The 21,232-nt window shown below is 66.7% G+C and carries 25 protein-coding genes; 5 read left to right on the forward strand and 20 right to left on the reverse strand.

Annotated elements, in window-relative coordinates; all coding sequences use genetic code 11:
- Positions 1 to 174 precede the first annotated feature (174 nt).
- From COW1_RS09885 to COW1_RS09895, 3 genes are all read left to right on the forward strand, one after another.
- On the forward strand, positions 175 to 858 hold the full coding sequence (locus tag COW1_RS09885; RefSeq protein WP_201344066.1) for a hypothetical protein: 684 nt from the start codon (positions 175 to 177) through the stop codon (positions 856 to 858).
- 60 nt (positions 859 to 918) lie between these two features.
- Positions 919 to 2,799 (forward strand): ATP-binding cassette domain-containing protein, encoded by a 1,881-nt coding sequence (locus COW1_RS09890; RefSeq protein ID WP_201344067.1) that lies wholly within the window; start codon positions 919 to 921, stop codon positions 2,797 to 2,799.
- Between the two features lie 152 nt (positions 2,800 to 2,951).
- Entirely contained in the window at positions 2,952 to 3,248 is a 297-nt protein-coding gene (locus COW1_RS09895) for a DUF4242 domain-containing protein (RefSeq protein WP_370590904.1), read from the forward strand.
- Positions 3,249 to 3,289: 41 nt separating this feature from the next.
- On the opposite strand, the gene COW1_RS09900 is transcribed toward COW1_RS09895, so the two are convergent.
- Positions 3,290 to 3,670: a YajD family HNH nuclease gene (locus COW1_RS09900; protein ID WP_096367475.1), complete on the reverse strand. Its 381-nt coding sequence runs from the start codon at positions 3,668 to 3,670 to the stop codon at positions 3,290 to 3,292.
- Positions 3,671 to 3,759: 89 nt separating this feature from the next.
- Between COW1_RS09900 and COW1_RS09905 the strand changes: the two genes are divergently transcribed.
- Positions 3,760 to 3,966 carry a dodecin gene (locus tag COW1_RS09905; RefSeq protein ID WP_096364827.1) on the forward strand — a complete coding sequence of 69 codons (207 nt, stop codon included), beginning with the start codon at positions 3,760 to 3,762 and terminating at the stop codon, positions 3,964 to 3,966.
- Between the two features lie 103 nt (positions 3,967 to 4,069).
- Here the strand turns inward: COW1_RS09905 and COW1_RS09910 are convergent, their stop codons facing one another.
- The 4 genes from COW1_RS09910 to COW1_RS09925 all read right to left on the reverse strand — a co-directional run bounded on the left by COW1_RS09910 (position 4,070) and on the right by COW1_RS09925 (position 7,855).
- On the reverse strand, positions 4,070 to 4,282 hold the full coding sequence (locus COW1_RS09910) for a ChaB family protein (RefSeq protein ID WP_096364825.1): 213 nt from the start codon (positions 4,280 to 4,282) through the stop codon (positions 4,070 to 4,072).
- A 40-nt stretch (positions 4,283 to 4,322) separates the two neighbouring features.
- Positions 4,323 to 5,672 (reverse strand): NAD(P)/FAD-dependent oxidoreductase, encoded by a 1,350-nt coding sequence (locus tag COW1_RS09915; protein ID WP_201344069.1) that lies wholly within the window; start codon positions 5,670 to 5,672, stop codon positions 4,323 to 4,325.
- Entirely contained in the window at positions 5,672 to 5,980 is a 309-nt protein-coding gene (locus tag COW1_RS09920) for a c-type cytochrome (RefSeq protein ID WP_201344070.1), read from the reverse strand. The genes COW1_RS09915 and COW1_RS09920 overlap by 1 nt, the downstream gene beginning before the upstream one ends.
- 117 nt (positions 5,981 to 6,097) lie before the next feature.
- A complete protein-coding gene (locus COW1_RS09925; RefSeq protein ID WP_201344071.1) occupies positions 6,098 to 7,855 on the reverse strand; it encodes a radical SAM protein in 1,758 nt (585 codons plus the stop codon).
- Between the two features lie 151 nt (positions 7,856 to 8,006).
- On the opposite strand from COW1_RS09925, the gene COW1_RS09930 reads away from it, so the two are divergent.
- Entirely contained in the window at positions 8,007 to 8,198 is a 192-nt protein-coding gene (locus COW1_RS09930; protein ID WP_201344072.1) for a DUF2892 domain-containing protein, read from the forward strand.
- Positions 8,199 to 8,206: 8 nt separating this feature from the next.
- Here the strand turns inward: COW1_RS09930 and COW1_RS09935 are convergent, their stop codons facing one another.
- From COW1_RS09935 to COW1_RS10005, 15 genes are all read right to left on the reverse strand, one after another.
- Positions 8,207 to 9,265 (reverse strand): LysR family transcriptional regulator, encoded by a 1,059-nt coding sequence (locus tag COW1_RS09935; protein ID WP_201346085.1) that lies wholly within the window; start codon positions 9,263 to 9,265, stop codon positions 8,207 to 8,209.
- A gap of 53 nt (positions 9,266 to 9,318) precedes the next feature.
- Positions 9,319 to 11,463 (reverse strand): SulP family inorganic anion transporter, encoded by a 2,145-nt coding sequence (locus COW1_RS09940; RefSeq protein ID WP_201344073.1) that lies wholly within the window; start codon positions 11,461 to 11,463, stop codon positions 9,319 to 9,321.
- Positions 11,464 to 11,701: 238 nt separating this feature from the next.
- Complete coding sequence (locus COW1_RS09945; protein ID WP_201344074.1) at positions 11,702 to 11,917, reverse strand: hypothetical protein; 216 nt, start codon at positions 11,915 to 11,917, stop codon at positions 11,702 to 11,704.
- Entirely contained in the window at positions 11,914 to 12,546 is a 633-nt protein-coding gene (gene parA / locus COW1_RS09950; RefSeq protein WP_096364813.1) for a ParA family partition ATPase, read from the reverse strand. Before parA ends, COW1_RS09945 begins: the two co-directional genes overlap by 4 nt.
- Before the next feature lie 12 nt (positions 12,547 to 12,558).
- Positions 12,559 to 12,822 (reverse strand): 4a-hydroxytetrahydrobiopterin dehydratase, encoded by a 264-nt coding sequence (locus COW1_RS09955; protein WP_096364811.1) that lies wholly within the window; start codon positions 12,820 to 12,822, stop codon positions 12,559 to 12,561.
- 15 nt (positions 12,823 to 12,837) lie between these two features.
- Positions 12,838 to 13,299, reverse strand: coding sequence for a bacterioferritin (locus COW1_RS09960; protein ID WP_201344075.1), 462 nt, complete (start codon positions 13,297 to 13,299; stop codon positions 12,838 to 12,840).
- A gap of 40 nt (positions 13,300 to 13,339) precedes the next feature.
- Complete coding sequence (locus COW1_RS09965) at positions 13,340 to 13,663, reverse strand: BMC domain-containing protein (RefSeq protein ID WP_096364809.1); 324 nt, start codon at positions 13,661 to 13,663, stop codon at positions 13,340 to 13,342.
- 118 nt (positions 13,664 to 13,781) lie between these two features.
- Positions 13,782 to 14,096, reverse strand: a complete 315-nt coding sequence (locus tag COW1_RS09970; RefSeq protein WP_096364807.1) for a BMC domain-containing protein — start codon at positions 14,094 to 14,096, stop codon at positions 13,782 to 13,784.
- Between the two features lie 34 nt (positions 14,097 to 14,130).
- The gene (locus COW1_RS09975; protein WP_096364805.1) at positions 14,131 to 14,430 is read right to left on the reverse strand and encodes a BMC domain-containing protein; all 300 of its coding nucleotides are present in this window, start codon (positions 14,428 to 14,430) and stop codon (positions 14,131 to 14,133) included.
- Between the two features lie 60 nt (positions 14,431 to 14,490).
- Positions 14,491 to 14,745, reverse strand: coding sequence for a carboxysome peptide B (locus tag COW1_RS09980; RefSeq protein ID WP_201344076.1), 255 nt, complete (start codon positions 14,743 to 14,745; stop codon positions 14,491 to 14,493).
- On the reverse strand, positions 14,745 to 15,026 hold the full coding sequence (locus COW1_RS09985; RefSeq protein ID WP_201344077.1) for a carboxysome peptide A: 282 nt from the start codon (positions 15,024 to 15,026) through the stop codon (positions 14,745 to 14,747). The genes COW1_RS09980 and COW1_RS09985 overlap by 1 nt, the downstream gene beginning before the upstream one ends.
- Complete coding sequence (locus tag COW1_RS09990; RefSeq protein WP_201344078.1) at positions 15,027 to 16,553, reverse strand: carboxysome shell carbonic anhydrase; 1,527 nt, start codon at positions 16,551 to 16,553, stop codon at positions 15,027 to 15,029.
- 41 nt (positions 16,554 to 16,594) lie between these two features.
- The gene (locus tag COW1_RS09995) at positions 16,595 to 18,913 is read right to left on the reverse strand and encodes a CsoS2 family carboxysome shell protein (RefSeq protein WP_242466417.1); all 2,319 of its coding nucleotides are present in this window, start codon (positions 18,911 to 18,913) and stop codon (positions 16,595 to 16,597) included.
- Between the two features lie 55 nt (positions 18,914 to 18,968).
- Positions 18,969 to 19,313 (reverse strand): ribulose bisphosphate carboxylase small subunit, encoded by a 345-nt coding sequence (locus COW1_RS10000; protein WP_096364797.1) that lies wholly within the window; start codon positions 19,311 to 19,313, stop codon positions 18,969 to 18,971.
- A gap of 52 nt (positions 19,314 to 19,365) precedes the next feature.
- Positions 19,366 to 20,781, reverse strand: coding sequence for a form I ribulose bisphosphate carboxylase large subunit (locus tag COW1_RS10005; protein WP_201344079.1), 1,416 nt, complete (start codon positions 20,779 to 20,781; stop codon positions 19,366 to 19,368).
- Between the last annotated feature and the right edge of the window lie 451 nt (positions 20,782 to 21,232).

A 21,232-nucleotide genomic window follows, 5' to 3' on the forward strand; every position in this document is an offset into this window, starting at 1 on the left:
ATGAAGCAGTTACTGTAACCTATTATAGGCGGTTTCGCTGGGGCGCCGGGCACCGGCCGCGGCCGGGTGCCGCCGCCGGGCCCGGGTATGCTAGGGTCTGCTAACAGGCCCCGGCCTGTGACAGCATTGCGCCGGGCCCTCCCGGCATCCTGTTCAACCTGTTGGTCATCGCCCATGAAACGCCTGCTACCGCTGCTGATCCTGCTGCTGCTCGTCCTCATCCTGGTCCCGCTGCTGCGCGACGGCCAGTCCCCGCGCGAGCCGGTGACCGGCCTGCCCTGGCAGGTCGAGACCACGCCCGAGGGCCTGAGCCGGGTGTTCGGACTGACCCTGGGCGAGAGCAGCTTCGGCGACGCCCTGCAGCAGCACGGCCGCGACGCGGAACTGGCCATCATCGCCGACCCGGGCGAGGCCGGGGCGCTGGAACTGTTCTACAGCCGGTTCATGGCCGGGATGCTGTCGGGCCGGCTGATCCTCGGCACCCGGCTGGACAGCGCGACCCTGCGGGAACTGCGCGAACGCGCCGTCAGCAGCAGGGTACTGGACAGCGGCGCCCGCCGCTTCAGCCTGGACCCCGCCGATCTGCCCACCGCCCATGCGGCGACCATCGACTCGATCACCTTCATCCCCGCCGCCGACATCGATGTCGAGGTGGCCGAGCACCGCTTCGGGGTCCCGTCCGAGCGCATTCAGATCAACGCGCAGGTCGAGCACCTGCTCTACCCTGAGCTCGGCCTGGATCTGATCCTGGACCGCGACGGCAAGGAGGTTCTGCAGTATGTCCCGCCGCGGGACTTCGACCGGCTGCGCCGGCCGCTGGCACAGGCGGCTGAGGCGGAAGCAGCCTCATCCCGGTAGGCCGCGAACGGCCCGCCTCGGTTACAATAGCGGTTTGACTCTGACCGACATCCCTGCACCATGCCCCTGCTGACCTTTCGTGACGTCACCCTCCAGTACGGCGACCCGCCGCTGCTCGACCGCATCAGTTTCCGCATCGAGGCCGGGGAGCGACTGTGCCTGATCGGCCGCAACGGCGCCGGCAAATCCACCCTGCTGCGACTGGTCGCCGGCGATCTGGTCCCCGACGACGGCCGGATCCAGCGCAGCGACGGCCTGCGCGTCGCCCAGCTGGCCCAGGAGATCCCGCAGGAGACGCGGGGCAGCGTATTCCATGTGGTGGCCCGGGGACTGGGCGAAGTCGGCAGCCTGGTCGAGCGCTATCATGCCCTGACCCACGCCCTCGCCGCCGGCGAACTGGGACGGATGGACGAACTCGAGCAATGCCAGCACGCCCTGGAAACGGCCGGCGGCTGGGAGATCAACCAGCGGGTGGAAACAGTGCTGTCGAAGCTGGGACTGGATCCCGAGGCCGAACTCGAACGCCTCTCCGGCGGACTCAAACGCCGGGTACTGCTGGCCCAGGCCCTGGTCAGCCAGCCCGACCTGCTGCTGCTCGACGAGCCCACCAACCACCTGGACATCGATGCCATCACCTGGCTGGAGGAATTCCTGCTCGGCTGGCAGGGGGCGCTGTTGTTCATTACCCACGACCGCGCCTTCCTGCGGCGGCTTGCCACCCGTATCATCGAACTGGATCGCGGTCATCTGACCGACTTCCCCGGCGACTACGACACCTACCTCAGACGCAAGGCCGAACTGCTGGAAGAGGAGGAACGACACAACGCCCTGTTCGACAAGAAGCTCGCGCAGGAGGAGGCCTGGATCCGCCAGGGTATCAAGGCCCGGCGCACGCGCAACGAGGGCCGGGTCCGGGCCCTGCAGCAGCTGCGCCGGGAGCGCGCCGAGCGGCGCGAACAGGCCGGCAGCGCCAGGCTGCGGGTTCAGGCCGGCGAGCGCTCGGGCAAACTGGTGGTCGAGGCCGAGGCGGCCGGCTTCGCCTACAACGGCAAGCCGGTCATCCGCGACCTGAGCACCACCATCCTGCGCGGCGACAAGGTCGGCATCATCGGCCCCAACGGCGCCGGCAAGACCACCCTGCTGCAGCTGCTGCTGGGCGAACTGGAACCGACCAGCGGCCATATCCGCCGCGGCACCAACCTGGAGATCGCCTATTTCGATCAGTACCGTGCCGCCCTCGATGAAACGGCAACCGTGCTGGACAACGTCGGCCAGGGCCGCGACCGCCTGAGCATCAACGGCCAGGACCGGCACGTGATCAGTTATCTGCAGGATTTTCTGTTCTCTCCCGCACGCGCGCGTCAGCCGGTCAGCGCGCTGTCCGGCGGCGAGCGCAATCGGCTGCTGCTGGCAAAGCTCTTCACCCGCCCGGCCAATGTGCTGGTGCTGGACGAACCGACCAACGATCTTGACACCGACACCCTGGAACTGCTCGAGGAACTGCTGATCGAGTATGAAGGCACGGTGCTGCTGGTCAGCCACGACCGCGCCTTCCTCAACAACATCGTGACCAGTTCGCTGGTGTTCGAGGGCGATGGCCGGGTCAACGAGTATGTCGGCGGCTATGACGACTGGCTGCGCCAGCGGACACCGGCCGCGGCCGCCCCCCGGGGTCCGACGGACACGAAGCCGGAGGCGAAAAAAGCCCGTCCGGCCGCCCGCGCCGCCAGGCTCTCCTACAAGGATCAACGCGAACTGGAGGCCCTGCCACAGCGCATCGAGTCACTGGAGGCCGAGCAGGCCGGACTCACCGAGGCAATGAGCCGCCCGGAATTCTATCAGCAGGACAAGACGGAGATCGCGCGCGCGCAGGCCCGCCTCAATGAACTGGAGTCCGAGTTGGCGCAGGCCTATGCCCGCTGGGAGACACTGGAGGGCTGAGCCGTATCCTGCAACAACAATCCCGAAACAGTTTGCAGCATCGGGGCAATCAACCTGTTACACCCCTGCGCCAGAGTGGTTGCAGATGCCGGAAGGCCTGGCCCGGCATCCGGTCTCCCTGGCGTCAGGCCACCAGCGAGGACACCGATATGCTGCGCAAATACGTCATCGAACGCGAGGTACCCGGGATCGGCAGCAACAGCGCCGAAGGCTTCTGCACCGTCGCCGGGACATCCAATACCGCCCTGGCCAGGTTGGGCACCCGCATCCAGTGGGTGCATTCCTACGTCACCGCGGACAGGACCTATTGCATCTATCTGGCCGAGAATGAGGAGGTGATTCGCGAACACGCCCGCCTCAGCGGCTTCCCCGCCAACCGCATCACCGAGGTGGTGACGCTGATCGATCCGACCACGGCGAACCGCACCGCAGTCAGCCGGGTCGCCTGAAGCGGGACAGCGCCGCGGACTCGTCGCAGCCCGCGGCGCTGTTATTCCTTTTTCAGCAGGGATTTAAGATCGGCGAAGGGATTGTGGCGGGCACCCTGCCCCGATTCACCAGGGCTGCTGACAGTCCCGCCCATCGCCGCTTCCAGCTGCTTCTGATGCTCGTTGTCGTGGCAATAGAGGCACAGCAGTTCCCAGTTGCTGCCGTCAGCGGGGTTGTTGTCGTGGTTGTGGTCACGGTGATGCACGGTGAGCTCGCGCAGGTTGCTGCGATCGAACTCCCGGCCGCAGCGCCCGCATACCCACGGATAGAGCTTGAGCGCCTGTTCCCGGTAGTCCTTTTCACGCTGATCGCGGTAGCGGTGCGCCTCGGCCACCACGCGGTCGAGCCGGTCACTGTCCGGCCCGGTCTTTCTGTTCGTCATCCGGATATCCTCGTCATGCACGGATGGACCTGACAAAGCCGTCTCCAGCTTCTATCCTGATCATAAGCCATTCAACGAGGAGAACGCCAGTGAGCGACCATGTCTACAAGGTCATCGAGATCGTCGGATCTTCCAGCGCGGGCACGGACGCTGCCATCCAGCGCGCCATCAGCAAGGCCAGCGAGACCCTGCACAACCTGGACTGGTTCGAAGTGGTGGAGACCCGCGGCCACATCGTCGACGGCAAGGTGGGCCATTATCAGGTCAAGCTCAAGATCGGTTTCCGGCTGGATTAGGCAAAGCTGACAGCTCTGCAGGTTGAGTCAGGCGCGTGAGCGCCGTAACCCGATCACTATGCTGATATGTCATGTTGGGTTGCACCCTCCGGGCCAACCCAACCTACGCCTGTTTCCTGACCCATTTATCGCCCGACTTCCTGTATTTCTGCTTCACTGCCGACCAGGCGACACGAAAGGCCGTCTCTTCGCGATCGTCGCGGTCGGCGTATTGCTCCCAGGCATTGTTGAAGGCTTCCAGGAAGATCTCCCGTGCGTGTTCGGGAAGATGCTCCCGGACGCTGTCCGGCAACTCGCTGACGGATGCGTAAGGCATGTCCTTATCCTGCGCTTGTGCGTGTTGTGGACGGCCGGACTCAGCCGAACATATCCGAGGTGATGCTCTGGTACCAGCCACGGGCATACCGGGCTTCGTCGCGCCGGAACTGCGCGTCGGCCTCGGTCGGGCTGACCCCGCCGGAGTCCTCAACGCTTTTGATCTGCCCCTCCTGCATCCGGTAGACCGCCGCCACAGAGATGCCGTAGTCCGGCCCCACCAGGCTGTAGCAGGTATTCACGTAGGAAGGCTCGGGCAGATCCACCTCCAGAAGACGAGCGGCGATGGCCGCGGCGCAGACCTTGCCCTGGCTGTTGGCGGCAAAGCCCGACTTGGGCATCTGCCCGGCCACCGCGGCGTCCCCGATGACGAACAGATCCGGATGGATGCTGGATTCGAAACTGCGCTGGTCCACCGGGCACCAGCCGTCGTCGTTGGCCAGGCCCGTGCGCAGGGCGATCTCTCCGGCCTGCTGGGGCGGGATCAGGTTGACCACATCAGCCTTGAACGCCTTGTCGAACATGCTGTAGATGGTCTTCTGCCCGGCATCGACCCGGCCCATGCCGCCCCAGTCCGATCCCTTCACCCACTCGATCATGCCGGGATACAGCGCCTCCCAGCCCTGCATGAACAGGCCCTGCTTGGAGAACTTCTCCTTGGCATCCAGGATCAGGATCTTGGACTTCGGCTTATGCTGCTTCAGATAGTGGGCGATCAGGCTGGCGCGCTCGTAGGGTCCCGGCGGGCAGCGGAACGGATTGTTCGGCGGCGCGATGATGACGGTGCCGCCATCGTCCATGGCCTCGAGCTGAGCCCGCAGCAGCCGGGTCTGGTCACCGGCCTGCCAGGCATGCGGCATGGCCTCGGCCGCGGCCGCGTCGTAGCCCTCGATGGCATCCCAGCGCATGTCGATGCCGGGTGCGAGCACCAGGTAGTCGTAACCCAGCGTGCGGCCGTCATCCAGGCTGGCGGCCTTGGCCACGGGATCGATTTCGCTGACCGTCTGATGGATCACCTCCACACCGTGGGCCGTGCGCAGGGTGTCGTAATCATGGGCAATGAAATCGATGGGATTCATCCCCGCCAGCACCGTGTTGCTGAACGGACAGGTATGGTAGGTCTTCTGAGGCTCGACCAGGAGGATTTCCACGTCCTGGACATATCGGCGCAGATACTTGGCGCAGCTGGCGCCGCCGAAACCGCCGCCGACGATGACGACCCGCGGCCGGTTCAGGGCGCTCTGCCGGCTCCCGGACGCTTCACCGGCCTCGCCCATCGATTCATCCCTGCCGCCGCAGCCGACCAGCGGCAGACCCATGGCACCGAGCATGGAAGCGGTGCCGGCCCGGCCCAGCAGCCGCAGCAGTTCCCGTCGTGTATAGCGGCTCATCACTGCGACTCCCCGCCGAAGAACTCGGCGATCAGGCGGATTTCCTCATCCGTGTAGGCACTGGCGTGTCGGCCCATGACGGTGCCGTGACGCGCACCGCTGCGAAACTCCTTCATGGCGGTTTCGATGAAGGCGGATGACTTGTCGGCGATGCTCGGGATGGCGCCGGGACTGTGGCCGTCGGTGCCGTGGCAACCGGCACAGGAGTTGGCGAGCATGGCACCGCGGGTCAGTTCGGTCGCCGCCCCCGCCGCCGGCAGCAGGCCGGCCGCCAGACACAAGGCAGCCGTATACAGGTGCTTACGCATCTTCCCCTCCTCGGCCGGATGCGGCAATGCCTGGATTCCGGCGGCCTGTTCAGTGGTTATACAGGGGTAGGTATAGCGCAGGCGGACAGGAATGCAACGGCCCGGGGCCGCGCGAACTCAATGACCGGCCGCCGCGGCGTGGCCTGCCTCGATCAGCCGCCGGGTCAGGTGCAGCCGGACTTCGGCGTCCTCGGTCAGGGTATGGAACAGGTGGTGCGGTCCGGTCGCCGCGGCGATCTTCTGCTCCAGGTCCGGGCGCAGTTCGCGGTAATAGTCGAGCAGACGGGTATCGAAACGATGCAGGGCATGGGACAGCGGGTCCTTGCGCTGACGCGCGAGCACGGCGTCCTCGCCATCCGCATAGATATCGCCCAGACAGATATGCACCGCGTTGAACAGGGTGGCCCAACCGTTGAACCAGAACATCAGGTCGATATCGAAGCTCACCCCGGGCGGGGTGCGACCGGCCAGGACCTCGGCCAGCAGTTCCTTCTCCTTGACCGTTTCCCAGGCATCCATCTCCGCGGCACGGCCGTAGCCGTCGATGGTGGAACTGGTGAACAGGATCGGACTGTCCGGGTGCCGGGTGAGGATGAAGCTGGCATCCTTGACCACCGGCGCGAGCTGATCCGGGGCGAGCGGGTTGCGTTTGGGCCGGGGCGCGGGGGCCGCGCTCAGCACCTGAACCCGGTGGCCGCGCCGGCCCAGTTCGGCGGCCAGGCGGGCGAACACGCCCTTGTTGAACACGTCCATGGAGAAGTTGAGCGCCGTCTGCTTGTGCAGCAACGCCAGCTGGACCCGGTCGGCGTAGTATGGCGCGCGCTCGACGATGTTGGCGATCTTGGCCACCGGGATGCGTTCTTTGAGTTGCCCGCGCTTGTCGACGATCACCTCCTGGTGGAACTCGTCGAAGCTGATCTGCAGCAGCACCTGCGCCCGCGCCCAGTCGGCCGGACGGCTGTCGACAGCCGCCGCCATGGCGCCCAGCACCGCGTCGGTCGTCTCCGGGTCGTCGGCGAAATCGCCGTTGAGCAGGATGGCGAAGCGGGTGATGTTCGGCATGCTGCGGATGGCGGCATAGAAGCTGTCCAGCTGCCGGGTCAGGTCGCCGCCGGTGAACAGCACATTGTCGGCGAGCCCGTCGACCAGCCGGTAGAGCCGGTCGGGATCGGCATGCTTCGGTTTCGGCGGGCGCCAGATGAACATGCAGTGGCGGCAGGTCTGGGGGCAGCCCATGGCGGGGATCAGGCCGGCCTTGGCCAGGCGCGGCCGCTCGCCCGCGAAACCGGGATCCGGCAGGCCATCGACCAGGGCCAGCCGTTCGCGATCGGCAGCGGCCAGCATCTCGCCGTAGCGGTCGCGCTCCGCCCGCCCGATCTCGCTGTAGGCCACCTTGTAGGAACGGCTGAACAGGTCGAGGCCGCGCCAGGTCTCCAGCAGATCGGCGATCAGGGCCTCGGGATCGCCGCCGCGGGCGGCCAGCAGGCGCTGCAGCTGTTGCTGCTGGAGCGGCGGCTGCACGCCGCTGGACGGCAGCGACTGCCAGTGCGCGATATAGCCGCGCAGAAAACCTGCCACGTCCGGCTCCAGCAGCAGATCCATCAGGAAGGCGCGGCCGCCGCTGCGAAACCGCGCCACCACCGGCTCGCGCCACGCCGCCGGCACATTGTGTGTCAGCCAGTGGTACAGGTAGACCCAGGCCAGCACGAAGGCCAGGTCGGCCGCGTCCTCGCGTCCCTCCAGCAGCGCCGCCATGCCGCCATCCCGGGTCAGGCGGTTGACCTCGTTCTTGAACCGCTGGCGGGTGCTGCTCAGATAGACGTCCCGCAGCGGGGACTCATCCTCAGCGGACAAACTGGCTGCAGTCTCTGTCATGGCAGTATCCGGTGGCCGGGGCTGGGAACCGGCCCGATATTACCCCATCCTCCCCGGCCGGCGCCATGGCAGCGGATATGCCCGCGCGGCTGAAAGCGCAGGGGTTTTGTGCCATGCTTGGGATAATGTTCAACCAACCGGAGATGTCAGCATGAAGATCAATGAAGGCAGTCTGGACCGCGGCATCCGCATCATCGTCGGGCTGGCGCTGATCGGCCTGACCCTGGCCGGCACCATCGGCGTCTGGGGCTGGATCGGCGTGCTGCCGCTGGTCACCGGCCTGGTCGGCTGGTGTCCGGGCTACAGCCTGCTCGGCATCAGTTCCCGCAAGACCGGCAGCTGAAGCGGTTCTCAGGTCTTTTTCCTGCGGCGGGCGGTCTTCTTTTTCTTCGGCGGACTGTCCTGTTCTTCCTTGTGCATGTACCTGCTTAATTCAGGCCACATCGACTCCACCTGTTTGCGCAGGTTCGGCTCGATCTCCCTGGCAAACTCCAGGAAGGTGCGCGCCACCAGCGACAGTTCCTTGCCCTTGGGATAGACCAGGTACCACTGGCGCATGATGGGGAAACCCTCGACGTCGAGGATGGCCACCGGCCCGTCCGTGCCCTCCAGGGTCAGGGTGTGCAGCGACAGGACCGACAGCCCCAACCCGCCCACGATGGCATGCTTGATGGCCTCGTTGCTGCCCAGTTCCATGCGCACCCGCGGCCGCGGACCGTGGGCGTCGAAGATGCGCAGCATGGCATCGCGGATGCCGGAACCCGGCTCGCGCAGGATGAACGGCTCCTCGACCAGGCGCGACAGCGGGATATTCTTCTTGCCCACCAGCGGGTGCTCGCGCGGCGCCATCACCACCAGGGGATTGGGGGCGAAGGGATAGGCCTCGAGCTCGTCCGAGGGCGCCTGGCCCATGATATAGAGGTCGTCCTCATTGGACAGCATGCGGTCGATGATGCGGTCGCGGTTGGTGACCTTCAGCGCGACATCCACCCCTGGGTACAGCCGACTGAACTCGCCCAGGATCTCCGGGGCCAGGTACTTGGCCGTGGTGATCACCCCCAGGCGCAGCCGGCCGCGGCGCATACCCTTGAGGTCGGCCATCTGCATTTCCAGGTTGGACAGGGTGTCGAACATGCGCCGGCAGGCTTCGTAGAGCACATGCCCGGCCTCGGTCGGGCGCACGTTGCGGCCGACGTGCTCGAACAGGGTCAGCCCCATGGCGTCGGTCAGCTTCTTGATCTGCATGGACACGGTGGGCTGGGTCAGGAACAACTCTTCGGCCGCACGGGTGAAGCTGCCCAGACGGACAATGGCCTCGAACACCTGCAGCTGGCGCAGGGTGGCATGCCGGATCAGATAATCCGGCATCGCCGACGGCGGCGTGTAGTCCCGATCACGTGCACTCGGCATCTCGCTCATGCCCTCCAGTGTACAGCTTCTGTGTGCAAAGCAGTATCCACCTCTCAGCCGGCCACGGGCGTATGAATCGCGCCGCCGGGGCGGGGGCCCGCCCCGGCCCGCTCTGCCGCCCCGGCACAGCGTTCCTGAAGCATCTCCAGAGCCGTTTCCTTGTCCGGGAAGAAGGCCTCACGGCCCAGTTCGTCCACCAGACCGCTCTTTTCCAGCGCCTGCATGACCTGGTGCTTGAGGCCGCTGAAACACAGGCACACCCCGACTTCGCGCAACCGACGCGCCACCTCGTGGATGCGGTCCTCGCCGGAGGCGTCGATCTCGTTGATGCCGCTGCCGATCACCAGCACGGCGCAGGCGCGCGGAAACTCACTGTGGGCTTCCAGGACCATATCCTCGAAATAGGCCACATTGATGAAGGTCAGCGAGCCGTCGAAGCGCACCGGCACGAAGTCCTGGCTCAGTGGCTGCAGCCGGTGGGCCTCGATCCCACCGAGGGTGCCGTCGGCCTTGCGGCTGACGATCTCGGCCCGCGGCCGCATGGTGCGGATCAGGTAATGCAGCACAGTCAGTACCACGCCCAGCAGGATGCCGTTGGCAATGTCCGGCGCCATCAGCAGGGTGGCGACGAAGGTGATGATCCCGATCACCGCCCCGACCCGGTCGATGCGCCAGGCCTGGATCAGCGGTTGGACGCGGATGAGGCCGAACACGGCCAGCATCACGATCACCGCCAGCACCGCCTGCGGCAGATGATACAGATAGGCGGTGAAGAACAGCAGCACCAGTACCACGGCCAGGGCACTGATGATGGCAAACAGTCCCGTCTTCGCCCCGGTGCGGGCCGCCACCGCCGAGCGGGAGAAGGAGCCGCTGACGGTATAGGAGCCGAAGAAGCTGCCGGCGATGTTGGCCAGGCCCTGCCCGACCAGTTCCTTGCTGGTATCCACCCGTTCACCGGTGGTGGTGGCAATGGCGCGCGAGATCGAGGTCGCCTCCATGAAGCCGATCAGGGCCATGACCAGCGCCGCCGGCAGCAGCGCCGGCACCAGGCCCCATTCCATCTTCGGCAACTCGAAGCTGGGCAGGCCCTGCGGGATGTCGCCGACCACCGCGCCGCCGGCCGACAGCACGATGGTGCCGTTACTGACATTGCTGAAGCGCCACAGGCCGGGTTCGTGTTCGGCTTCCCCGGTCAGATCCGCGTCGGCGTGAAAGCGCAGCACGCCCTCGGGCGCGCGCACCGCGCGCAGCGGCGTGGCATGCATTTCGACCTGACGCAGGGTGTTGTCCGATTTCAACCGCTTCAGATCATGATCGAGCACGGCGGCCTCGGCACGCAGGCCGGCGGCCTCCTTGATCGCGTCGTGCCCGCCGCGCTGCTCCAGCCGCTCGGCCTGGCGGCTGAGATCGGCGATCTCGGTCGTGAGCTGATCGATACGGGTACGAGCCTTGTCGAACGCCTCCACCGTGGCCAGCAATGAGCTATGTTCGATCTGCTCCGGACTGACACTGGTACGGTGTTCGAACCCGATCAGTTTGCTGGCCACCGTGGCCACCACCACTGCAATCAGCACGCCCGGCAGCGACGGCGCCACCCGGCGCAGGCCGGCGATCACCAGCCAGGCGCCCAGCGCGAACGCCAGGGTTGCCCAGTGCAGCTGCGGCACCTGCGTCACCACCCGCCACAGATCGAGCAGGTAGGAATCGGTGCGCGGGAAGGGCACGCCGATCACCTTGCTCAACTGGGACAGGCCGATGATGAGCGCCGCGGCATTGGTGAAACCCACGATCACCGGCGTGGACAGCAGATTGACGATCGCCCCCAGGCGGAACGCACCCAGGAACAGGCGCAGCACACCCACCATCATGGCCAGCATCACGGACAGGGCGATGAAGTGGTCGCTGCCCGGACTGGCGAAGGGGATCAGGGCCGCGGCCGACATCAGCGACAGCATCGCCACCGGCCCGGTATGCAGCTGACTGCATGAGCCCCACAGGGAGCCGACAATGACCGGCACGAAGGAGGCGTACAGGCCGTAGACCACCGGCAGACCGGCCAGCTGAGCGTAGGCCATGCTCTGCGGCACCAGCACCAGGGCCACGGTGATTCCGGCAAGCAGATCCGCGCGCAGCTTGGTCCGACTGAGCGGAAACCAGCGCAGAAACGGGAACAGTGTTTGAAAAACGGCGGGCATATTCACTCTGACTCCAGTGGCATTTGCCTTTCCGGGCCCGGGCAGACAAAACCGCCCGCGCCCCGGCCGGCCACCTCCGCCCAGCGCAGACCTCGTCCACCCGGGCATCAACCGAATACCTAACAGTTATTGGGTGTTTTATCCATAACAGCGATTGGTAGTTTCGAGTATCTGGTGATTGCCACTTCAATACAAATCGATAATAAAAAGGTTATTGATCGATTTATACCTATAGGTCTCAGTCCGGCCACACCCGCCGCCCGCTCTGATAGGGATCGGTCACGGGTGCCGCCGGCGTCGGCTTCGACTTGCGGGCCGCAGGTTTCCTGCCCGCGGACGCCTTGCCGGATGCCGCGGTGGATTTCTTCGCCGCACCCGAAGCCGAGCCGGCACCGGCCTTGGTCTTGCGCATGGAGGCAACGAGTTTTTCACCGGTCTTGTCTGCTTCGCTCATGATGCGATCACCTCACTGATCAGGTTGTTGATCTCCTCTGCGGCCTCGGCACCGCGGCGCCCCAGGTCCAGCACCGTCCGGCCTTCCAACACGCTGGCGCGATACGCGGCCCGGCGCCGCACTGCGGTTTGGGCAGCGGGCAGGTCCAGTTCGTCCAGGGCCTGGCGAATCAGGCGGGAGAGTTTTGTCCGCGGTTCGAGCTGGTTGATCACCAGCCAGGCACGCAGATCGGGATTCACTTCACGCGCCTGGGTCACGGCACGCTCGATATGAACCGTCGCCCACAGGTCCAGGGGCGAGGGCTGCACGGGAATCAGGGCGACATCGCACAGGCGCAGCGCGGCCAGTGTCTGTGGCGCATGCACCGAGGGCGGGCAGTCGATGACGATATGTCGGTAATCGCGTCGCCGGCGCGCATACAGGCGCTCGAGATCGGCCTGAGCGGCGATCACGCCGGGAGCGGTCTCGCTCTCGGCAAAGGCCCGCCACTGCAGTGAGGAGCCCTGGGGATCGGCATCCAGGATGATCGTGGGTTCGGCCGCGCGATGTGCCAACCCGGTGGCCAGATTGATGGCCAGCGTGGTCTTGCCGGCACCGCCCTTGTTGCCGACCAGCGCGATTACGGCCATGGCGCCGTCGCCTCAGTTGGCGCTGTCGGTGCCGCGCAGCTCGTCGAGCTGTTCGGCAAACCGACGCTGGCTGTCGCTCAGCGCCTCGGCGCCCTCCTCGGCATGGATCGTGATATTGACGTAATCACGGCCGAAGCCCATATCGGGGTACAGGCCCTCGCGCTCGGAGAGATCGGCTGCGCGATCCAGAAAATCGCGCAGCGATGAATAATCCGGAAACTGGTAACGGCGTTCGAGACGGTGGGGACGATTGCGTTCCTGCCATTCGGAATTCATGACGCGTCTCCTGTATCAGCTGCCGGACGTGGCAGCGGGTCGCTTGAGTTCCTCGATCCAGGCGGCCAGCTCGCGTGCGTGTTCGCGCTCCTCCTCCAGGAGGGTGGCGAAGAACAGGCGGCTGTCGTGATCGCCCTGTCGGGCACAGTGACCGGCGGCCTCGGTATAGAGTTGCACCAGTTCCTGCTCGAAGGACTGGTCCTCCTGCAGCAGCGCCTCCAGGTTGGCGCCCAGGCGCACCGGCCGCAGTTGCGAGGCATTGGGGGCGGCCCCCAGGGCAAGCAGACGCGCGATGATACGCTCCACGTGCCCCATCTCCTCGCGGGCTTCGGTACGCAGCCGTTCGGCCGCCTCGGTCAGACCCCAGGTCGCGGTCAGGCGGGCCTGGGTGCTGTAGAGCTGGACCGCGCTGAGCTCGAGACTCAGGGCCCGACCGAGATAACCGAGGACACGCTGATCGGCACTGGCATAGGCCATGGTCATGCCTCCGTCAGTGGGATCCCTGTCCCGCCCTCACTCAACTGCGCTGCGGGCGGTTGCCAGCCATGCCGGACGCCTCGTCCAGCACCGGCTCGACCTCGCGGTGCGGACGCGCAATGATGTGCGCCGCGACCAGGCCGTCACCCACACGCTCGCAGGCATCGGCACCGGCACGCACCGCCGCGTTGACCGCGCCGGTCTCGCCGCGCACCAGCACGGTGACGTAGCCGCCGCCCACGAACTCGCGCCCGATCAGGCGCACCTCTGCCGCCTTGGTCATGGCGTCCGCCGCTTCGATGGCGGGCACCAGGCCGCGGGTTTCAATCATGCCGAGCGCAATACCGTAGGTATCGTTGGCCATGGCTGGGATCTCCTGTTCGATAAACAAATAATGACGGATCAAATGACCCTGGCCGATCCTGTCCCTGAGTCATTGCAAGGCGCTACGCGCCCCGCAATGACGTCGGGTCAGAGATGGCTCAGGCTGCGCTCGCAGGCTTGTCACCGCCGGTCGGCAGCACCGGCTCGACCTCGCGGTGCGGACGGGCAATGATGTGCGCCGCAACCAGGCCGTCACCCACGCGCTCGCAGGCATCGGCACCGGCACGCACCGCCGCGTTGACCGCGCCGGTCTCGCCGCGCACCAGCACGGTGACGTAGCCGCCGCCGACGAACTCACGGCCGATCAGCCGGACTTCCGCCGCCTTGGTCATGGCGTCCGCCGCCTCGATGGCGGGCACCAGCCCGCGGGTTTCGATCATGCCCAGAGCAATACCGTAGTTCTCAGTTGCCATCTTCGTGTCTCCGTTGTAAGGATTGATCAAGTAATCAGTTGGCCTGGCTCGAGCCCAGAACCGGCTCGACCTCGCGGTGCGGACGCGCAATGATGTGCGCCGCAACCAGACCGTCACCCACGCGCTCGCAGGCATCGGCACCGGCACGCACCGCCGCGTTGACCGCGCCGGTCTCACCGCGCACCAGTACGGTGACATAACCGCCGCCGACAAAGTCGCGGCCGATCAGCCGGACCTCGGAGGCCTTGGTCATGGCGTCCGCCGCCTCGATGGCGGGCACCAGCCCGCGGGTTTCGATCATGCCCAGTGCGATGCCGTAATTGTCATTTGCCATCTCTGTCTCTCCTGCTCGCTCGTCGTTGCTTCAAATCGTTTGCTTCAATTTCCGACGCGGTTAGTCCGTCGCCTCTTCCCAGTGATCGATGATGCCGCCGATGGTCAGGTCGGTGTGTACACCGAAATCCCCTGCCGCATAGCGGGCCGCCGATCCGCTGACCGTGAATACCCAGTTGCCGGTGCGGGCCCCGACCGGGTCGACCGCCACCTGGCGCTTGCCGGCCGCGCTGCGCAGCACCCGCAGACTGATCTGCTTGAGCCCGTCCACGCGGCGGGTGCAGACCAGCGGGGCCTCGACCTGGAAGATCTCCATCAGCCCCGGCCCCGTTCCGATTCCGGCGCCTGACCCTCCTCGGGCGGCCAGCGGTCGATGATGCCGACGATGGTCAGATCACTCGGGTATTCCTTGCTGCCGGCGGCCTCGCGGGCCGCCGAACTGCCCACGCAGATCACCCAGTCGCCGGGGATGCAGCCGACTGCATCCACCGCCACCGCCAGCGCACTGCCGTCGCGCACCACCTGCAGGTGCTTGTGCTCCATACCGGGGATGCGGTTGGTCGCCACCAGTGGGCGTTCCACCTGACAGATCTTCATTCAGTGCGCCTCCTGTGCCGGTTCCCGCACGCTGCAGTCCAGTACCTCGACCCGGCCGCCGACGCCCTGCTCGTGATCGATATCCCGCACCAGTTGCAGTGTGTGCAGCAGACCGTCCGCGGCCAGTGCGGGGTAGCGCGCCGCCAGGGCGCCGGCCACCCGCCGGCAGTGCTCCACCGCGCGTTCACGCGCCGCGGGCACCTTGCCGTGGTAGTCGAAACGCACCACCACCGGGATGGGCAGGCCGTGTCCGACATTGAGCCGGCTGAAGATCTTCACGCCCACGTCCAGGTCGGGTGCGGCCTCCTCGACCGTGTCGAGGTAGGCGAAATAAGTGAGGTTGCGCAGCTGCACTTCCTCAAAGCCCTTGCCGGCGCCGATGAAACGCTCGGCATGGCCGATATCCGGGTAGCGCCCGCCATGATGACGCTGCACGTACTCGATCTGCGACAGATTGTTCTCCAGCAGCCGCGCCAGCAGCCGCAGCATGCCGCTCGGCGCCTCCGGGGCGGCTTCGCGCAGCCGGGCGTCGATGCGCTCGCCGGCATCCCGGGCGTGCAGGCCACGGGTCTCGTCATAGAGCTGCGCGGCGTCCACCCAGGCCCCGGGCTCGATGCCGCCCTCGGCGGTCGGCAGGTGCAGCCGGATGGCATCGGTGTCGGTATCCAGCCCGATCAGCAGCAGGTCGATGGACGCCCCGCAGCAGTAGCTGTTCTCCACCGCCTGCTGAAAGGCCAGCAGGCGCTCGCGTCCGGCCTCGGCGGCACGCACCGCATCCGAACCGTGGGCCGCGCAGCCCTCGGTGTCGGGGGCGCTGGAGCTGTAGTGATACACCACCGCCTTGAGGTAGCGGGTCGGCGCATCGGCCGTATTCGGCGTGCCCTCGCGAAAGCGCAGCAACTCGGTCTCGCCCCATTTCTCCAGGCTGTCCTCGATGTCGAACAGCGCGCCGGCGTAGGACTTGCGCCGCACCGTGCGGTAGGGCAGGCGCAGCACGTAGCGGATCACGTGCGCCAGGCGGCCGTCGGCGCAGGGCGAGATATCCAGGATGTGGAATCCGCACTCCTGCAGAAAGGCCTGGAACTCGCCCTCGTCAGCCCAGCCCAGCGGGTCGGCGCTGAAGAAGTCGTCCGAAAACCGCAGGTAGGTCTCGAACACGCACCAGGCATACAGCCGGCGCATATCGAGTTGGTCCACCCAGGCGTCGGCGAGGATCCAGGCCGGCAGTTCGAAGCCGAGCCGTTCGCGGGCGACGGCCTGGGCCTGGCGCTCGAAATCCTCTTCGTGCTGCAGGGCCGAAACCCTGCGCAGGGCCGGCACGATGGCATCGAAGGCGGCCTTCACGCGCTGTTCGTAGTCGAACAGCCGGGCATTGTCCTCGCCGCGCACCAGCGCGTGCACGCCGCCGCCGACCCGCGGCGCGCCCGGCGCCGTCGGGGGCACCACCCGCGCCCCCGGCCGCCGCCGGGGGGCAGCGACCGGCTGGGCCGGGCGCGCTGTGTGCGAGTTGCGGGTGCGATTCAACATGCCGGTTGCGTCTCCGTTACCTGTCCGTTACCTGTTTGCGTTCAGCCGCGGGCGCCGCCGGAATAGGTCACCAGCGAACCCTTGTCGGTGTTGCCGCTGCCGCCGGTCACCCGGCTCACGGGTTCGGGCAGGCCCTCGTTGCGCTTGGACTCGGGCGGGCTCATCACGCTGCCGCGGCCGCTGCGCTGGGTCGGGTTGCGACGCGTGGCCGACATCCCTTCGGTGCCCGTGACCCGGTCACCGCGGTCCCAGTCGTCGCCGGTGATGTTCACACCGGCGTCCATGCCCTCACCGCTGATGCGCGGCTTGACCCGACCGCCGACTTCCGCGGCCGCCGGCGGCACCGCCACCGTCTCGGACTGCTGCCGGGCGGGGCCGAAGCGCGCCTCCTCGGTGCCGGTGACCTTGCCCCCGGCCATGCCGAAGGGCCCGGTGATACGCCTGCTCTGCTCATAGCGGGTCCCGCTCACGCCACCGCCGTGCTCGGCGATCTGCTCGACCTGGGACGGCTGGTGCACGCTGAATTTCCCCCAGGGCACATCCGCGCCCAGCGGCTGCGGGAAGTCCGGCGCGCCCGGCTCGGCCGGGGTGGCCGGACAGGCCGCGGCATACTGGTCGGCGCCCACATAGGGGGTGCCGCTGACGGTCTCGCAGGCGCCCTTTCCGGCCCCGGTGAGCTTGCCGTCGATGCCCGGCTGCTGGCCGGTCATGATCATGCCCGGGGTGGAGCGCAGGGGCCGGGTGCGGATCTCCGCTTCCTTCGCCTGCTCCGGCGCGCAGTAGCTGCGATACTGCTCGGCCCCGGCATAGGGCGTGCCGGTGATGGCCTTGCAGGTGCCGGGCTCGTCGCCGGTCACGCGTCCGGAACGTCCGGTCATGCTGCCGCTCACGCCCAGGCCCTTCAGGGTCTGGGACACGCCCACCTTGGCATCCTGCGGCGCCGGCGCGGTGCCGCAGAAGCCCTGGTACTGCTCGCGGCCGATGTAGTCGTCGCCGGTGATGTTCTTGCAGGTGCCGGGCTCGTCGCCGGTCACGCGCTCGCTGCGCCCGACCAGGGTGCCGGTGACGCTGCCGCCGCGCAGGGTCTCGGTGCGCCCGACCTTGTCGGGATGCTTGCCGTTGCCGCGCTGCATGTACTGGGTCCCGGTCAGCTCGCGGTCGGCGCCGGTCTCGTCACCCGTCACCCGGGACGAACGCCCGACATTGCTGCCGGTCACGGCGCGGCCCTTGCTGGTCTCGGCCCGGGTCACCTTGGCCGGCCCGGACTCGGGCAGGCTGGCGCAATATGCCTGCGACTGCTCGGCACTGACATATTCGGTGCCGGTCACGCGCTTGCAGGTGCCGGGCTCGTCGCCCGTGACCCGCTCGCCGCGACCGACCCGGTTGCCGGTCACCCGGCCGCCGCGCGCCGTGCTGGTCACGCCGACCCGGGTGAAGCTGCGCGGGGCGTCGGTCTGGCAGAAGTCGCGGAAGATATCCGCACCCATGTATTCGGTACCGGTCACGTTGCGGCAGGTGCTGTACTCGTCGCCGGTGGTGCGACGGCTGCGCCCGACCATGGTGCCGGTCACGGTCTGGCCATGGCTGGTCTCGCCTGCTCCCACCTTCCAGGGCGCATCCTGGGCCGGGCCGACCTTCGAGGTTTCGCTGGTACGGCTGCTGCGCTTGCGTCCGCAGGGCTCGGACTTCTTGTGGCCGGCCCCGCCGTTGCGGCTGCGCTGCTCACGCACCGCCCGGGCCAGTTCCCGGGTAGTGAGCTGGGGGTTGGCCGCCCGCGCGGTCTGGGCCGCGGTCATGCCGTTACTGCTCAGTCCCGCCTTGCCGCGGCTGGACAGGGCCTGGCGCCGGGCCAGCGAAGCCGCGCGAGCGTTGCTGGTCTGGGCCTTGCCCGGCTTGCGCCGCACCCGGCTGCGAGCGGAATCGCCGCGGGCCGGTGCCGCACCGGCGGTCGTCTCCGCCGCAGTGCGCTGCGCCTGACGCTCCTTGTCCTTGCAGCCACAGCCGCAACTGCCTTCGGCCTTCTTCTCCGGCGCTGCGCCGGCCGGCATCGTCGCACCTGCAGTGGAATCACTGCGGGTGCGGTCGCCGCCCTTCAGCGCAGCCTTGCCCTGGGTCGACAGTGCCTGACGCCGGGCCCGCGATGCCGCGCGCGCGCCGCCTTCGGCCGCCGCGCCGCTGGTGTTGGCCCGGGGCGCGGTCGAAGCAGACCCGCCGCCGGAGGCCGCTGACTTGGGCAGAGCGCCGCCCTGCGGCTTACCGCCCTGCGGAAGCCCCGCCTTGCCGGCCTGGGACATCGCCCGGCGCCGGGCGCGGGAAGCCTCGCGGGCGCTGTTGCTGGAGCTGTTTGCAGTCTGTGCCATGATGGAACCCCGTTGCGTCGTCGCTAGTGCGCGTTCAGCCGCGTTGTCTTGCCGCTCAGCCGCGGCCCTCGAAGACCACGAAGGCCGAACCCTGGCTCTGGGTGTAGTTGTCGTAACCCAGCAGCTTCACGTGGTGGTCGGGATAGGCCCGGTGGCACGCCTCCAGCTCACGCAGGACGACGTCGAGATTGGACTCGCCGAACATCGGCAGCTTCCACATGGTCCAGTAGTGGTTGGCAGCCTTGGACGGATGCTCGTGCTCGATGGCCGGCGTCCAGCCCTGGGCGATGATGTAGGCGATCTGATCCTGAATCTCGTCCTGGGTCAGCGGCGGCAGGAAGCCGAAGGTTTCCAGGGTCTGGGCGGTCTGGAAGTCACCCATTTCATACGTGCTTGCCATGATTGATTCCTCGTAGCTTGTGGTCGGTTGCGAGTCGGGTCAGGACGGGGCTTCAGCCCACGTCCAGCTTGTCCACGGTCTCGAACTCGAACTTGATTTCCTTCCAGGTCTCCATCGCGATGGCCAGTTCAGGGCTGTGCTTGGCCGCTTCGGTCAGGATGTCGCGGGCTTCCTTCTCGATCTCGCGACCCTCGTTGCGTGCCTTGACGGAGGCTTCCAGCGCGACGCGGTTGGCGGCCGCACCGGCGGCGTTGCCCCACGGGTGACCCTGAGTACCGCCACCGAACTGCAGGCAGGAATCGTCGCCGAAGATGGTGACCAGCGCCGGCATGTGCCAGACGTGGATACCGCCGGAGGCAACAGCGAACACGCCCGGCATGGAGCCCCAGTCCTGATCGAAGAACACACCGCGGGAGCGGTCTTCCGGCACGAAGGATTCGCGCAGCTGATCGACGAAGCCCAGGGTGGAGGCGCGGTCGCCTTCCAGCTTGCCGACCACGGTACCGGTGTGCAGGTGATCGCCGCCGGACAGGCGCAGGCACTTGGCCAGCACACGGAAGTGGATACCGTGCTTGGGATGGCGGTCGATAACGGCGTGCATGGCGCGGTGGATGTGCAGCAGGATGCCGTTCTTGCGGCACCAGTTGGCCAGGCCGGTGTTGGCGGTGAAGCCGCCGGTCAGGAAGTCGTGCATGATGATCGGGCAGCCGACCTCCTTGGCGAACTCGGCGCGCTCGTACATCTGCTCCGGATCCGGGGCGGTGACGTTCAGATAGTGACCCTTACGTTCGCCGGTTTCCTGCTCGGCCTTCTGGATGGCCTCGGCGACGAATTCGAAGCGGTCGCGCCAGCGCATGAAGGGCTGGGAGTTGACGTTCTCGTCGTCCTTGGTCAGGTCCAGACCACCGCGCAGGCACTCATACACGGCACGGCCGTAGTTCTTGGCGGACAGGCCCAGCTTGGGCTTGATGGTGCAGCCCAGCAGCGGACGGCCGTACTTGTTCAGGCGGTCGCGCTCGACCTGGATACCGGCCGGCGGGCCGCCGCAGGTCTTGATGTAGGCGATGGGGAAGCGGATGTCTTCCAGGCGCAGATGCTTGAGCGCCTTGAAGCCGAACACGTTGCCCACCAGCGAGGTCAGCACGTTGGTGATGGAACCTTCCTCGAACAGGTCGATCGGGTAGGCGATGAAGGCATAGAAGGATTCGGAGTCGCCGGGCACGTCCTCGATGCGATAGGCGCGGCCCTTGTAGTACTCCAGGTCGGTCAGAAGTTCGGACCACACGGTACTCCAGGTACCCGTGGAGGATTCAGCGGCCACGGCGGCGGCCACCTCTTCGCGCGGCACGCCCGGCTGGCCGGTACACTTGAAACAGGCCAGCAGGTCGGTATCCAGCGGCACATAGTCCGGCGTCCAGTACATGTCGCGGTATTCTTTTACACCCGCGTCATAGGCTTTAACTGACATGATCTTCTCCTGCTTCGATTACGGAATTTGATGGTACGCAAACTGATCCTCGGGACATGGCGAAGCATAGGTGCGCGTCTATTCATCATTCCAATCAATCTTTTATTAAAAAATGATAGATATATGTCTATGCTTCACCGGCGCCGAGAGATAACCGTTTATGACATAAGGAAAAAAATGCCTGCCGGAGCGATGACTGGAGGCAGTCCGAGCGCATAAATTCTAGGTGGCCGGTCCGCCTCCGGAACAAGCTGTTGCCACTCACCCCTCCCCGGTGCTCCTCAGTACAGTAGGGGCCGGCCGAAGTGCCCCCCCCGGGTCTGTCGACCCATTCACACAATCGCAAAACCGGTCTGCCCGCCGCAGCGGGACAGACCGCACAGCCCCCCACTCCCAATCGACTAATATTTATAATTAAATGTTATAAGCTGCGGCATATAACACATTCCCT

It is taken from the genome of Thiohalobacter sp. COW1 (assembly GCF_016629505.1).
GTDB classification, from domain to species: Bacteria; Pseudomonadota; Gammaproteobacteria; order Thiohalobacterales; family Thiohalobacteraceae; genus Thiohalobacter; species Thiohalobacter thiocyanaticus_A.